The following is a 15,870-nucleotide window of genomic DNA, read 5'->3' as shown; positions in this document are numbered from 1 at the left end:
TTGAAGATAAATATATCATATTTTAGCTATAAAAAACAAACAGGGGGCAGACAAAAAATTGTCGCCCCCCGTTTAATAGCCTAATAACAACCATTGTTGGCATTAAAGATCTCTTTTAAAAATTTTCGTTTGTACATTCAAAATTGATTTATTGCTACAATTTCATTTTACTGAATGAATAGGGTACATCAGTATCTTTAATTCCTCTTTTTTTGTTCGGTTTATCAGCCATATCAAATTGCAACTTCCCCCCTTTCATTAGCTCCTTATATTGAAAGAAATTCTTGGTATACATTTTCCCATTAACCTTTACTTCATTGACGTATACGTTATCTTTATTTTGATTAGTCGCGTCGATCTTCAGTGTTTTCCCATTTTGTAGATTTAATTTGACGGATTGAAATTGTGGTGATCCCAATACATATTCGCCCGAAGCTGGAGCTACGGGATAGAAACCTAAAGCTGAGAAAACATACCAAGCAGATGTTTGTCCATTATCTTCATCACCACAATAACCATCGGGAGTTGGCAGATAAAGCTTATCCATGATTTGGCGCACCCAATATTGTGCTTTCCAAGGCTCAGCAGCATAATTATAGAGATATGGCATGTGCTGAATTGGCTGATTACCATGTGCATATTGGCCCATATTCATGATTTGCATTTCTCTCATTTCGTGGATCATACTTCTGCTCTTCATGCCCTCGTAGCTTGGTATCACAAATACGGTATCAAGCATTGCATTGAAAGCCTTTTTACTACCCATTAAATCAATCAAACCTTGTGGATCATGGAAGACACAAAAACTCCAGTGCCACGCATTTCCTTCAGTATACTCTTTAGACCAGGCACTTGGATCAAAAGGTGTAATAAAAGTACCATCCGATTTTTTTCCACGCATCAATTTTGTCTCAGCATCATAAATATTTTTATAATTCATGGCACGCTTTGCATAAATTGAAATTTCTGAATTTGGTTTTCCTAAGGCTTTTCCAAATTGATAGATACTCCAATCATTATAGGCATATTCCAAAGTTCTGGCGACATTTTGATTGATATTCTTATCAATTGGTATAAACCCTAATGTATTATACAACTCATGACCGAACCTTCCTGTTGCTGAAATTTTAGGATGAGCGTTATTTGCCCCATGCACGACAGCGTCCCATAATAGATCAGCATCATATCCTTTTCTTCCTGTTGCAAAAGCATCTGCCACCACTGAGGCCGAATTATTACCGATCATTGACTCGCGATGCCCCGGGGAAGCCCATTCTGGTAAAAATCCACTTTCCTTATATGCATTTACCAGTCCAGCCTGCATACGATCATTCATTTCAGGGTAGATGAGATTCAATAAGGGAAATAAGCTTCTAAATGTATCCCAAAATCCGGTATCTGTAAACATTTCTCCGGGTAGAACCTGTCCGTTATAAGGACTATAATGCACCCTTTTTCCTTGTGCATCTATTTCTGAGAAATCTCGCGGAAATAAAGTCGAACGATACAAACAGGAATAAAAAGTTTTTAAACGATCAATATCTGGATCTTTCACCTCAACACGTCCCAATACTTCATTCCATTTCGCTTTTCCTACCGCAACTATCTCATCAAACGTTTTGCCTTTAACTTCTTTAAGGTTTAGCTCCGCTTGTTCAAAACTGATGAATGATGATGCAACACGAGCGATAACCTGCTCACCTCGTTTCAGATTTTTAAATCCTACGATAGCACCTGCATGGTTATCCTTCATTTCTAATACATTATTTTTGATATCGCCACTCTTTACAGCTGCTTTAAAATCAAAAGAACGATCAAAAACAATGACAAAATAGTTTTTAAAGTTATCTGGCACGCCACCACTATTCCGGGTGTTATACCCAATTATCTTATTTTCTTCTGGAATTACTTTAATGTATGATCCTTTATCGAAAGCATCAATAACCACCTGAGCTGCTGCAGTTTTTGGAAAGGTAAAACGAAATATTGCCCCTCGCTCCGATGGTGTTAATTCTGTAGTCACATCATGATCTGCAAGATATACACTATAGTAATACGGTTTTACGACTTCTGCTTTATGGGAAAACCAGCTCGCACGCTTTTCTTGGTCAAAGACTGGTTCTCCAATTGTTGGCATAATAGAAAACTGTCCATAATCATTATTCCAAGGACTTGGCTGATGGGTTTGTTTAAAACCTTTGATTTTATCGGCCGTATATGTATAGACCCAGCCATCACCCATATTGCCTGTTTGTGGTGTCCAGAAATTCATGCCCCATGGCATTGCAATAGCTGGATAGGTATTCCCATTTGACAATTCGTATTTAGACTGTGTCCCGATCAATGGGTTGACATAATCGACAGGACTAAATGACTGTGCTTTGCTCAACTGAACAGAGAGCAATAAAACTAATGCTCCTAAAATTTTTTTAAAATTCATTATTGTATTTTTCATTTTGATTGAAACCGCAGGAAGCAAGGTTTCAATCTTAATATTTAAATTTTGTTAAATTTACGTATCCCTGCATTAACTTAATATATGATACTGTTATAATTACAAAAATTTTAGGTTAAAGAGCATAAAACAAATCAAGGTCTTAAAAAGACCTCGATTTGATTACAAACAAACACTACCAACCTACATTTTGAATTAGTTTCTCATTTTCAGTACTTCATTATTCGGAATTGTAAATAGATAATCCCGCTTATTAAAGATTCTTGTTTTATTACCATCCAGGATTTTGTCCTAATGTTGGAGATTTCTGTAATTCTGGATCTAATATTGGAAACAAGTAATGCTTAGGTGCATCAAAAACACGATTTTCAACAAAAAACCTTTCCATTCTATAATGCTTTGTTCCAATTTCAATCTTTCCATTTGGATCTTCTATAGGCGCATGCCATTGATCATATTTTGTAACTTAGGATATGCGGCTCTGTTATTTTTCCAGTAATTAATACTGCGCTCCGTATCAGTAGCTCCTGCACTCTCAAACAAAGCCTTTTTAGCTTTTTCAACAGAACTGCTAGGTTCTAAATATAAACGAAAATCAAAAGCGCGTTTATTTTCATAAAAAAACTCTACTCTTCGCTCTCTTTTAATGTATTCATCCATTAAATTTTTGTCACTAAGGGTTGCTAAAGGCATTGGCACCATAAACGATCGTGAGCGAACCTGATTAATCAAATCATAAATTTCTTGTGTGGGACCATCAATTTGGTTTACAGCTTCAGCATAGATATAGATAAAATCTGGTAATCTCCAAACTGGGGGTGCACTGATCGAGACACTACCATTTCTATTCCAAGCTTCCTGCAAATATTTTCTCAAGTAATAACCAGTTTTTGTCGCATTATTAGATCCGATTCTATTCGCTCCTTCTGCAGTATTCATTTGCGAGGGATTATTATCCCCCCCCTAAAAGCAGCACCATGGAAGATAATATCACGATAAAATCTTGGATCTCTCGCTACTGAAACGTATGGATTAGCGTCATCATATCCGTCAGATTTAGCTTTTTCACTATAGATCGGATATCCATAACCATCTGGCGAAATATATTCATACTCATCAACCTGTTCTTGAACCGGCATTTGACGAGACCCGCCGCCCCGACTCGGTGGATAAACATCTCCAAACCAGCCTTCACCTTTATACTTTGTAAAAAACAATACATACTCATTTTTAAATGCTTCCATATCGTAATACATCTGCCAAAGCCGAGTTGGCACCGTCGATTTATTTGTATTTTGGCCACCGCTATCTCCAAAATCAGTTTTGCTATACTTCTGAAACAAGCTATATCTTTTTCCTCCAGCTATTGTAAAATCTAGAACAGCTTTTGCGGCCTCCTTTGCTTTTACCCATCGATCAGGGCTTACAGCTGCATATTCACTTTCAAATTTTCTAGTTCCGGTATATCCTTTAGCAGCGGCCCCATTCCACAATGGAGTAGCTGCCATCCATCTAGCCTGCGCGATTAAACCCAAACATGCTCCTTTGTCAATGCGTCCAAAATTTTGACCTTCCCATTTTTCTGGCACTCTTTTATAAGCTTCCTCGGCATCTTTAACAATCTTTCAACCACAGTATGAAAAGATTGTTTTTCAAAATTCATATTCTCAGTTGCTGTAATTACGTGGTCCACATAAGGAATTTCTCCATATATTCGAATCAACAACAAATGAAAATAAGCACGCATAAAATATATTTCGCCTATTCGCATTGGTAAAGAGCCAGGCTCAAGGATATCATCGGGTGTATTGTATTTGGTTACGCCTTGCAATACAACGTTTGTACGACGGATACCATCGTATAAACTATTCCAAAATTGTCCATTATCACCGGGCAATTCATTCACACTCCAGTCGCCTGTATTATATCGATTTGTAATATTGCCTTCTACAGAAGAGCCCTCAGCCTCATCAGTAATGGCAGCACTTGAAAAGTGGTAAAACCAAGATATAGGTTGATTAGCACCTTTAGCTTTTGCATATATATCAGTTACCAGTTGATTGACTTTATCATATCTTGTGAAAATCTCATCTTCACGAAGTTGATCATCAGGCAATTTATCGAGGTATTTATTACAACCAAGACAAAAGAAAATAACTGTAATTACTGATATACTTAAAATAAATTTATTCATTTTCATAATCTCACTATTAAAAATTAAGATTCAATCCAAAATTATAGATCTTTGAAATCGGGTACCAATATCCACTGGCATTACCCATTTCAGGATCGATACTTAGATCCTTTAGACCTGACCATGTTAATAGGTTCATCCCTTGAGCATAAATTCTTAATTGGTTCAAACCAATTCTTTTCAACATTTGCTTCGGAAAATTGTATCCTATTTCAATATTCTTGAGCCTTAAATATTTCGCATCATATAAAAAGAGACTACTTTCACTATTTTTATTATTAGCTGAATTTCCCATATGTAAAGCCGGATAGGTTGCCGTTTCTGCAGTTTCTGGTGTCCAGCGCCCTAGGTGTATTGGTCTTACAGATCCAAACTTATCTTGATCAAAATTAGGGAAATCCCATGCTGCTGCATCTTTTAATACAATAGAAGAATTTAATGCGCCCTGAAATAATAGACTGAAATCAATGCCTTTATACTGTAATGTAATTGGGACACCAAATTGAATCTCTGGACTTCTTGGGTTACCCATAACTGTTCTATCACCTAGATCTGTAATTTTCCCATCGCCATTTAAATCCTTATAGACAACATCACCTGGCCCTACTTTACCCCAAGGTTGATACTGGCTCGAATTCAATTGATCAGCTTCTGCTTGATCCTTTACAAAATGATCAAATTGGTATAAAAAGTTTTCATAAAGACGTTTTCCTGTGGCCTGTCTATATGAATATTCACGTGGAATTTCCTGTCTGTAAATCAACTTATTGCGAGCAAATGTAAAATTAGGTTTAACAAAAAATCTAAAATCATCGCCAATCATATCTGAATAACTCAATTCGATATCAATACCTCTGTTTCTTACTTTTCCAATGTTGATCAATGGAGATGATTTGCCAACAACACCAGGAAAACTAATATCAGTAGACTGCAATTCAGTTATAATATCATAACGATAATCTTCAAATACATCAATATTTAGGTTGACTTTATTGCTCATAAATGCCATATCCAAACCTATATTTGTTTTTCTTGATTTTTCCCAACTAATATTTTCGTTTGCCAAACGTCCTTCACGTGCTCCTCCCAACGAATTATTGAAGTTCTGATCGCCAAAACTATAACCATCACCACCACCATAAAAAGCTAAATAGCCAAATCTACTATCTCCAGGCATCTTATCATTCCCAACTACCCCCATAGAAGCTCTCACTTTCAAGAAACTCAACCAGTCCTTCATACCATCCATAAACTTTTCTTTGCTGACAACCCAGCCAACAGCCCCCGCAGGAAAAAAACCAAACCGCTTACCTTTTATAAAATTTTCGGAGCCATTGTAACCAAAGTTAAATTCGCCTAAATATTTTTCAGAATAATTATAGGTAAACTGTCCAGTAAGGCCTTGATAACGAATATCAACACCCGCTTTTGAATTTGCTGCATCATAGATAGATTGACTTGACCTATTAAACAATAGCATACTGGCTACAGTATGCTTATCATTAAATGATCGATTATAATTCACCTTTGCCTGTAAAAAGTACGGTTAAAGGGACTACTTTGTGTAAAAGTATTACCTAAGGTCTGATCGATTGTAAATTTATTACCATTTGTATATAATCCTTCATAATGACCACCATTCATGAATACATCAATACCACCTACAGGTTGAAAGGTTGCATAACTCGGATATTCACGATACCCCTCACTATATGTCCCTAACTGTCGATAAAGCCATTGTTGTTCTTTAGCATCGTAAGAAAATACACCATCAACAGATAATCCTTTTGTTAAAAAGTCTAAATTCCAACCAGCTGCAAAACTTCCTTCCAATACTGTATTCTTTTCGGTGTGATAACCTGACCTAGTCAACTCACCTAAAACATTATAACGGTATATTTGATTTCCAAATAACAGACCTGACGGGTTGTTCAATAAATAATTTTCTGTAGAGGGTTGTGCATTAGGTTCATTAACAATAGGCAGGTAAGGAGGTTGCGTCATAGCCAAAGTTGTTAATCTTGACGCTGATGTCCCCGGAGAAGTACGATCGGTTATGCGGCGCCTAAATTCAATTTCACCCATAAATTCTTCGTAATATTAACATCAATATTCGACCTGAAGTTATAACGTTGAAATTTAGGTGAAACATTGTATTTGGAAAGATCCACATGATCATAATTATTATCTTGTCCCATAAATCCGCCCATAACAAAATATTTGGCAACATCATTTCCTCCGCGAATAGAAAGATTATATTCATGTTGGGGAGCTGCTCGGAATATATAATCAAAATAATCCCAATTATAACCTAATCCATCACTATTATCACCCTTCGCTTTTCTAAAATTATTTATTGCTTCTGCACTAAATAATTTTAATGTCGAAGGATCACTTCCATTCAGTTTAGCATCATTGGTCATAGCTTCATTATAAAGTGTCGCATAATCCGCTGATCCCAATAATTCTGGTAATTGTGCAGCTGAATTTATTCCATAAGAAGCTCTGAAATTAACAGATGCTTTATCTGATGACTGCCCTCTTTTGGTTGTCACCACGATTACTCCATTGGCTCCACGAATACCATAAGGTGCTGTTGCTGAAGCATCTTTTAAAATAGAAACGGTTTCAATTTCATCAGGAGCCAAGTAGCTCATATCGCGTTCTATACCATCTACAATAATGATTGGCGATTGATTTCCATAAGTTGATTTACCTCTAATAAGAAGTTCAGATCGATCAACGCCCGGTTCACCACCAGCATATTGATTCACAATCAAACCAGGCAAGCGCCCTGCAAGCATGTTGTTAATATTTGCTGCAGGGCTCTGAATCAAATCTTTTGTTGTGATCGTTGAAACTGCGCCAACGACATTACGCTTCTTTTGCGTTGTATACCCAACTACAACAACATCCTCTAAAGCTTTAACGTCCTCCACAAGGCTAACCTGTACTAAAGTTCTGCCATTCAGAGCAATTTGTTGAGGTTGAAAACCTATAGATGAAAAAGTGATTACCGCCTCCCCATAGGGCACTTGTATCCGATATTTACCCGAAACATCTGTTTTTGTTGACTTTCCCGTAGCTTTAACAACGACTGTTACTCCCTCTATTGGTCGTCCAGTAGAATTATTAAGAACAGTCCCTGAAACATAGCCTCTTCCTGCAAAACGGGAGATATAGAAATACCATGAAGCAATGAAGCTTTAACTTGATACAAACTACAGCAGGATAGCATTAGAAATAATGGAATTACTTTTCTTTTCATAAATTAAATTTTATAATCAGTTGACTAAACGAAAAGGTTTGTTACGACATATTGATTTCTAAAAATTGGTTAGAAAAAGAAAATCAACATTTTTTTACTGTGTCTTATTTAAGAAAATTTGCATAAAACAAATTGGCAAAAAAAACAAAACTAATTCGATTTACTAAAGATAAAACTTAAGAAATTAGAAACTTGTTAATCAATTGTTAACATCATTCTTTTTCTATTAATTCCTGATTAAACGGGTGATAAAGCCAACTTTGTAGATTGTTTCAATTTTTAATTGATTAGAATTTAAGAGCACTTTCCGTATTCTAGAAATAAAGACATCTAGACTGCGTCCCATAAAATAGTCACTTTCCCCCCATAGTTTATTGAGTATTTCTTCTCTGGTCAGTACGCGATCTAAATTTTGCAATAGATATTTCCAGACTTCAAATTCACGTGCAGTCAAACGTAATGTTTTCCCTCCATTAACACGTACTTCCATAGCACTGCAATACAAAACAACATCTGCAATTTTTAGTTCTTCTATCTTTTTCTCTTTGCCACGCGCTAAAATATTGTTCATGCGCCATAAGAGCTCTTCCGTATCAAATGGTTTGGTGACGTAATCTTCTGCTCCTAGCTTGAGTCCTGCAATACAGCTTTCCTTTGCATTGCGTGCTGTTAAAAACAAGAAACGAAATTCAGGTTTCAAAACCTTTATTCGCTTCACCAATTCAAAACCATCAATGATGGCAGTTGAACATCGACTAGCAATAAATCGAAATTTTGTTTTTTACTCAACATTAAAGCTTTATCCCCATCATCGACTAGCTGTACATGAAACCCACTTCTTTCCAGATACCATTGTACCTCTACTCCAAGATCTGCATCATCTTCTATAAGTAATATTTTTCCTTCCATATCCTATTTACTAATTGGAATTATTATTCTAAAAATAGTCCCCTGATCTTGAAAAGTCTCCAGGTCGAGTTTCCATTTATGTACCGCAACAATATTATAAACAAAATATAAACCCAACCCTAATCCTGTTGAGGATCTGATCTGCCGACCTCTTTGGAACTTATTAAATATGCGACTTCGATCCTGTTTATCAATTCCAAATCCATTGTCGCCAATTTCAATCATTAACGATTTTGGGGAAATATATAAAACATTTACTTGCACTCTCTTGTGTTCACTTACGTTGTATTTCAATCCATTTTCAACTAAATTAGTGATTAAAGTGGTTAACATAAAATGATCGTAATAAACATATAAATCAACTGTATGAGGTTCAAAATTCAATACTACAGTTGCTTCTTTTTTCCATTTAATTTGACTATCAAGAATAATATCATTGAGATCTTTTACTAAAAGATGTTTTTGAAATTGTGCAGCCTGTGGATCAAAAGCTGACACCTCCAATGCTTGATTGATCAGTTTATCTAATCTTTGGGTCTGCCTAGTGATGACATCCACACTTCTGTAACCACCTTGCCATTTTTTATCTTCCAGGTCTGCTTTTAAATTTTTGACAGAGACCTGTATGGTTGTTAAGGGTGTCTTAAATTCATGCGTCACATGATTAAAAAAATCGGCTGAAATCTCATTCAATTTTTTTTGTCTTACCCAATTCCTCATGGTGATGAAAAATAAAAAAACAATAACGACAATACTACTGCTAGACAAAAGCAGCAATGGAGCAATAGCCAAAACTATATTTTTTACCTGATTGTGCTTACTAGCATATAACTTAAAGGCAATTAAGCTAGAATTATTGGAAGGAAGTGTAACCGTAATGGCAGATACAATATTTTGAGGACGAACGACATCAAAATTTCCATCGATTAATCCATCTTGATCTGTCGAATTAACTTCAAACAATGAGTAATAGATTTTACCGTCAAACGTTAGCGCAAGCTTATCCAAATACAAAGCATAATCATACTCAGTCAAGTCCAGTTTTAGATTTCGAATGATATTGTGAAACTGAACCTCAAAATCTGCTTTCTTTTTTAATTCTACCAAAATTTCATTTCCCAGATCTTTTAATTTACGGCGAAAAAGCTTTGGGTCTTCATGATACAGCTTTAGTAATGTTTCATACTGTGGTACCAAGATCGAATCAATAATTGCCTGCCCCCCTGGATACAACTTGTCATTGATGATAGATTCCTCATATGCTAATTTGATCTCTGCCTTTTCATTTTTCAAGAACTCAAGCTGTTCAATTTTATAAACGCTCGATATCAGTCTCAATTGAAGTAAAATTAAGACCACAAAGCTGGTAATGGCTACTGCTTGAATGATCTTAATTTTACTCATCTTCTTATTCATAAACTTTATCATTGACAGGTCCACAATAAACGATCTGATCTATGCTTTTATGAAACTTGATTTATTTATATGATAGGTCAATATGAAAATCTATTTCCCTGGCTTATTAGTCATCTCAAATTGCAGTGCCCCTCCATTCATAATGGCAGCATAAGAAAGTTTCAAATCAGCTAAAGGTTGACCATTTAAGCTTACTTTTTTTACATAGACATTTTTTTCGGATTGATTTTTCACATCTATTGTAATCGTTTTCCCATTTTCTAGGTTAATCTTTGCCGATTTGACCAATGGACTCCCTATCCAATAAGCATCATCTCCAGGTGCAACTGGATAAAAGCCCAAAGCAGTAAATAAATACCATGCAGACATCTGCCCACAGTCATCATTTCCACCTAAGCCTGCATGTCCATTATGATATTGATTACGGATGATCTGACGTACACGAGCTTGTGTTTTCCAAGGGTTAGCGGTTTGATTATATAAATATGCGACATGGTGCGATGGTTCATTACCATGTACATAGTTACCAATAATTCCATCGCGGGTGATATCTTCTGTATGTTCGAAATATTTATCTGGTAATTCCATGGTAAACAAGGAATCCAGATAGTTTTCTAATTTTTTGGGTCCCCCCATCATTTCCATCATAGCCACTGGCTGATGTGGTACATATAAACTGTAATTCCAAGTATTCCCCTCTATGAATCCTTGACCATGGGTCTCCAAAGCATCGAATTTAGATCTAAATATTCCTTTTGCATCTTTAGGTCTCATAAAGCCGATAGAATGATCATAAACATTTTTCCAATTTGATGCTCTTTTTATAAAATCTTTGTAGATGTCGTCTTTACCTAATTTTTTAGCAAGTTGCGCGATACACCAATCATCATAAGCATACTCCAGTGTATTGGAAACTGAAGTCCCAGAAATTTCATCTGGTACATATCCTAAATCGATATAGGATCCTATTCCTTCATATTTACGTGCATTTGCTGTTTGAACGCATGCAGCCAACGCGGCTTCAGCATCTCCTTTGTAAACTCCTTTCAAAATTGCATCTACCACCACCGAGACTGAATGATACCCACTCATGCACCAATTATCATTGGCATAATGCGACCAAATAGGCAACATTTTCAAGACACTTTGATCATAGTGTGCCATCATGGATGATACCATATCGGCATTGCGCGTAGGATTGATTAAATTCATTAATGGATGGAATGCCCTAAAAGTATCCCATAACGAAAAAGAGGTGTAATTGGTAAATCCCTTTGCTTGATGCACCTCTTGGTCCAAACCTTTATACTCTCCATTCACATCCATATACACTGTCGGCATCAGACTGGCATGGTACATGGCGGTGTAGAAATTAATCAGATCTTCTTTGTTCAGCATATCCACCTGTACTTTGTTCAATTCCTGCTCCCACGATTTTTGACCCGCTTTCACATAACTTCAAAGTTCCAATCTGGTGCTTCGTATTCCATATTCGCAAGCGCATTCTTCATACTTACGGGACTTAGTGCTACCTTCATCAAAACCTCCTCACCATCCTTCGTGTCAAAATCCAGATTCATTTTGATCTGATGTGCGGCTAAATCCGGAAAATTATTTTTTTGATCAAATTTTCGCCAAAACCCCGCATAAACCTGTTTTGCATCTTCATACTTAGCTCCATAATTTTTAAATGCTTTCGAAGTTTTAATCGCAAAATAAACTGTCCTTGTACGAGCCCACCCATTTGTTTGACGGTAGCCTACGATCGTCGAGTCATTCAAAACCCGGACTACGGTCCAAACATTTTTAGCTTCGTAATTATAGATACCAGCGGTTAAATCTAAGATCAAGTGAGAAGCATCAGATTTCGGAAATGTATACCGATGTATGCCCACCCGACTTGTGGTCGTCATCTCTGCTTTAATCTGATGTTTATCTAATAGTACTTTATAATAATTTGCTTCTGCAACTTCATTACTGTGTGAATATGGTGATCGATATCCATCCTGTGGTCTATCGGCGGTACCAGGATTAAGCTGTACTTTACCCTGTGTTGGCATAACCAAGATATCACCCAGATCAGAATGTCCAGTACCACTAAAATGAGTATGACTGAATCCAACAATGGTCGGATCATCATATTGGTATCCTGCACAATACTTATAGACATCACCGTTATATTTACCATTCATAGCATATGGGATGGTATCTGTATCAGGACTTAATTGTACGGCACCAAATGGCACTGTTGCACCTGGAAACGTATGTCCCATCCGTGCTGTCCCGATCAAGGGTTTTACATATTGTATTAAATTGGACTGCGCCTGTAGCAGGTTAGGAAACAGGAACAATCCTAAATATAGGAATTGTTTACTTTTCATAAGTTTAGGTTTTTAAAGACTAGGAGCCTGGCTATAGCTTTTCCATAACTCATCCAGCGTCTTTCCGGTTTGCTTTTCCCAAAATCCATCTGTAAAGGTTTTATTCCGCATTGCGGCATCTAGATTCTTAACAAATCCTTTTTTCACTTTTTTCTCTATCCAAAAGAAAAAACGGGCGGTAACTCGGTATGAGTCAGTATATTTTTGATTGGCATTCCATTCTGGCAATTTCCAATTTGCACCAGCATTGTCAATACCATCGGCAAAACGGACATAATCAGCGATTCCTTCTGTAATCCACCAAGGTCCAGAGCCATTGGGGTAGCCTTGCACGATATGCATCACTTCATGGGTTACGACATCTATATCCCCTGGGTTCTTCGCAAACCATTCAGGACTATACCTTACGATACCACCGGCTGTGGCGGCTACTCCTTTATAATCGGGATCGATCACAAAAGATACTTTTTTTATTGTCTTTTTGTTATACGTTTTTGCCAACTTCGGGTAATTGACAAAAGTATGGATCAATTTTTCTTTCAAAACAGGGCTGAAATCTTTATCCTTATTTATCCAAATCAATGTGTAACCATTCTTTGTAATACTATCCGTATCAACTGCTACCTTACGGTCATGTTCTGTATGGTTCCAGTTATCTTGAGCAAGGGCTGATTGACCAGCAATCAACCCTATTACACAACCAACTATCTGACTAAATTTCATTTGTCATTATTTTTTAAAAACTGTCTTTAATTCTGTACTCATCGAATAAGGGGCTGCGTCTAATGTAGCTCCGCGGTTGTAGTTTGGTTTAGAAGTCATATCAAAGGAGAGTGTTCCACCTTTCACTAATTCTTGGTGGCTCAACCAATTCTTAGTGTAGGATTTTCCATTAACTTTTAAGTCATTGACATAGAAATTCTGTGCGCTAGCTTGATTTCCAATAATCTCTACTGTTTTACCATTTTCCAGTTTTAATGTTGTTTTTGCGAAAAGTGGTGCTCCTAATACGTATTCATCTGTTGCAGGACAAACCGGATAAAACCCAAGTGAAGAGAAAACATACCATGCAGAAGTTTGACCATTATCTTCATCTCCACAATAACCATCAGGAGTAGCTTGATACATACGGTCTAATACCTGACGAACCCAATATTGTGTTTTCCAAGGTTGAGCACTGTAATTATACAAGTAGATCATGTGCTGAATGGGTTGATTACCATGCGCATACTGTCCCATATTCGCTATCTGCATTTCACGAATTTCATGGATCGTACCACCGTAATAACTATCGTCGAAAGCTGGTGGTTGTGTAAATACACTATCTAACATTGTATTAAATTGTTTATTACCGCCCATCAAATCAATCAATCCTTCTATATCGTGGAAGACACTCCACGAGTAATGCCAGCTGTTGCCTTCGGTAAACGCATCTCCCCATTTCAATGGATTGAATGGGCTCTGAAATTTGCCATCTTTATTTTTTCCGCGCATTAAGTTTGTTGAAGGATCAAATAGATGGCGGTAATTTTGTGCTCTTTTTGCATAAAGTTCAATATCTGCTTTTGGTTTTTTTAAAGCTTTGGCTAATTGATAAATTGTAAAATCATCATAAGCATACTCCAGTGTACGTGCTGCATTTTCATTGATTCCTACGTCGTAAGGCACATAACCTAATTTGTTGTAGTACTCAACTCCTTTACGGCCTACTGCAGTCATTGGTCCCTCATTGTTAGCCCCATGCTTCAAAGCCTCATAAAGTGTATTGATATCATATCCTCTCAATCCTTTAATATAGGCATCAGCCACTACAGAAGCAGAGTTATTACCGACCATGATATCTGCAAAACCCGGACTACTCCACTCTGGAAGAAATCCACCTTCTAAATATGCGTTTTTCAATCCTTCTTGCATTTCAACATTGATGGATGGATACATGAGATTCAGGAATGGATATAGCGCTCTGAACGTATCCCAAAAACCTGTACCACCATATAAATATCCTGGTAATATTTTTCCATTATAAGGACTGTAATGTACCTTTTCTCCAGAGGCATTGATTTCATATAATTTATTTGGAAAGAATAACGTACGGTATAAGGTCGAATAGAAAGTACGCATCTGATCGATATTATCACCTTCTACAGCTAATCGACCTAGCTTTTCATTCCAGATCGCTCTTCCATCAGCCTTTACTTGATCAAAGTACGGTTACCTAATTCATTGAGATTGAGCAGTGCCTGCTCTGCACTAATAAATGAAGAAGCTACACGAACTTGAACAGGTTTAGATTTATCTTTTACTTTAAAGCCTAAAATTGCTCCGGTCTGATCTGCAGTGGATTTTAATTTACCTTTAAAACGTTCCTTACCTTCCCATGTTGAGTAATTATCAAAAGGTTGATCAAATATTAAGACAAAATAATTCTTAAAATTTGTCAATTTTCCACGAGAGTATCGTGTAGAATAACCGATAACCATATTTTTTCAGGAATAATCTGTACTTCAGATCCTTTATCAAAGGCATCAAGGACAACAAATGCTGAATCTGTCTTATTAAAAGAAAATTTAAAATAAGCGGCACGCTCTGTCGGTGTTAATTCTGCCGTTACATCATGATCCGCTAAATACACGGAATAGTAATAAGGAGTTGCTTTTTCAGCTTTATGCGAAAACCAACTGGCTCTTTCTTCTTGATCAAAAGCGGCTTTACCGGTTACTGGCATTAAAGAAAACTGTCCGTAGTCATTCATCCATGGAGACGGCTGATGCGTCTGCTTCAACCCTCTTATTTTATCTGCGGCATAGGTATATTGCCAGCCATCGCCATTTTTCCCGGTCTGAGGAGTCCACATGTTCATACCCCAAGGTAATCCGATTGCAGGATATGTATTTCCGTTTGACAGCGAAGGTTTTGAATCTGTTCCCATAAGCGGGTTGACCAAATCAACAGGATCAACAGCTTTGCCATTTAATTTCTGGGCAGAAACAGTATTCGTACAAAATAAGGATAGGCTTAAACTCCATGCTATCCCCCATTTTAGGGTTTTAAAAATCATATGTGGTAAGTTAAATTGACATAAATTGGGTATTTCAACATCATAGCGAAGAAATAATTGATTTAACGAGATTAAAGATAAAACCTTTTAGCAATAAATAAAAATAAAATTCACAGCAATTCGCAAATCCTATCTTATTTATTACAAAGGAGGTATAACAAAAAACAGAAATGTCATCTGAAAGTCTTT

At 36.6% G+C, this 15,870-nt stretch carries 12 protein-coding genes and 3 pseudogenes; all 15 read right to left on the bottom strand.

Annotated elements, in window-relative coordinates:
- Positions 1-154 precede the first annotated feature (154 nt).
- The 15 genes and pseudogenes from L950_RS00255 to L950_RS00220 all read right to left on the bottom strand — a co-directional run bounded on the left by L950_RS00255 (position 155) and on the right by L950_RS00220 (position 15,681).
- On the bottom strand, positions 155-2,440 hold the full coding sequence (locus L950_RS00255) for a GH92 family glycosyl hydrolase (protein WP_031288308.1): 2,286 nt from the start codon (positions 2,438-2,440) through the stop codon (positions 155-157).
- Positions 2,441-2,726: 286 nt separating this feature from the next.
- On the bottom strand, positions 2,727-2,891 hold the full coding sequence (locus L950_RS34755) for a RagB/SusD family nutrient uptake outer membrane protein (RefSeq protein ID WP_410528065.1): 165 nt from the start codon (positions 2,889-2,891) through the stop codon (positions 2,727-2,729).
- Positions 2,888-3,394, bottom strand: coding sequence for a RagB/SusD family nutrient uptake outer membrane protein (locus L950_RS29145; protein WP_197086150.1), 507 nt, complete (start codon positions 3,392-3,394; stop codon positions 2,888-2,890). Before L950_RS29145 ends, L950_RS34755 begins: the two co-directional genes overlap by 4 nt.
- Entirely contained in the window at positions 3,391-3,990 is a 600-nt protein-coding gene (locus L950_RS29140; RefSeq protein ID WP_197086149.1) for a hypothetical protein, read from the bottom strand. Before L950_RS29140 ends, L950_RS29145 begins: the two co-directional genes overlap by 4 nt.
- Positions 3,981-4,649 carry a RagB/SusD family nutrient uptake outer membrane protein gene (locus L950_RS29135; protein ID WP_197086148.1) on the bottom strand — a complete coding sequence of 223 codons (669 nt, stop codon included), beginning with the start codon at positions 4,647-4,649 and terminating at the stop codon, positions 3,981-3,983. The genes L950_RS29140 and L950_RS29135 overlap by 10 nt, the downstream gene beginning before the upstream one ends.
- A 16-nt stretch (positions 4,650-4,665) precedes the next feature.
- Positions 4,666-6,174, bottom strand: coding sequence for a SusC/RagA family TonB-linked outer membrane protein (locus L950_RS28300; RefSeq protein ID WP_052764269.1), 1,509 nt, complete (start codon positions 6,172-6,174; stop codon positions 4,666-4,668).
- On the bottom strand, positions 6,171-6,734 hold the full coding sequence (locus tag L950_RS28295) for a hypothetical protein (protein ID WP_156169468.1): 564 nt from the start codon (positions 6,732-6,734) through the stop codon (positions 6,171-6,173). The genes L950_RS28300 and L950_RS28295 overlap by 4 nt, the downstream gene beginning before the upstream one ends.
- On the bottom strand, positions 6,704-7,762 hold the full coding sequence (locus L950_RS28290; protein ID WP_231576730.1) for a TonB-dependent receptor plug domain-containing protein: 1,059 nt from the start codon (positions 7,760-7,762) through the stop codon (positions 6,704-6,706). The genes L950_RS28295 and L950_RS28290 overlap by 31 nt, the downstream gene beginning before the upstream one ends.
- The gene (locus L950_RS31320; RefSeq protein ID WP_231576722.1) at positions 7,759-7,917 is read right to left on the bottom strand and encodes a hypothetical protein; all 159 of its coding nucleotides are present in this window, start codon (positions 7,915-7,917) and stop codon (positions 7,759-7,761) included. Before L950_RS31320 ends, L950_RS28290 begins: the two co-directional genes overlap by 4 nt.
- A gap of 226 nt (positions 7,918-8,143) precedes the next feature.
- Positions 8,144-8,407: a winged helix-turn-helix domain-containing protein gene (locus tag L950_RS31315; RefSeq protein WP_231576729.1), complete on the bottom strand. Its 264-nt coding sequence runs from the start codon at positions 8,405-8,407 to the stop codon at positions 8,144-8,146.
- A gap of 144 nt (positions 8,408-8,551) precedes the next feature.
- Positions 8,552-8,826, bottom strand: a pseudogene (locus tag L950_RS31310) (response regulator transcription factor); the annotation flags it as partial.
- Positions 8,827-8,829: 3 nt separating this feature from the next.
- Entirely contained in the window at positions 8,830-10,230 is a 1,401-nt protein-coding gene (locus L950_RS00235; RefSeq protein WP_197086147.1) for a sensor histidine kinase, read from the bottom strand.
- A 102-nt stretch (positions 10,231-10,332) separates the two neighbouring features.
- Positions 10,333-12,623, bottom strand: a pseudogene (locus tag L950_RS00230) (GH92 family glycosyl hydrolase).
- A 12-nt stretch (positions 12,624-12,635) separates the two neighbouring features.
- Entirely contained in the window at positions 12,636-13,346 is a 711-nt protein-coding gene (locus tag L950_RS00225; RefSeq protein ID WP_021190050.1) for a basic secretory protein-like protein, read from the bottom strand.
- A 6-nt stretch (positions 13,347-13,352) separates the two neighbouring features.
- Positions 13,353-15,681, bottom strand: a pseudogene (locus L950_RS00220) (GH92 family glycosyl hydrolase).
- Positions 15,682-15,870: the final 189 nt, after the last annotated feature.

The organism is Sphingobacterium sp. IITKGP-BTPF85, from assembly GCF_001006065.1.
GTDB lineage: Bacteria > Bacteroidota > Bacteroidia > Sphingobacteriales > Sphingobacteriaceae > Sphingobacterium > Sphingobacterium anhuiense.
Note: the sequence above shows the minus strand (reverse complement) of the source record. Positions and strands in the feature narration are given on the sequence as shown.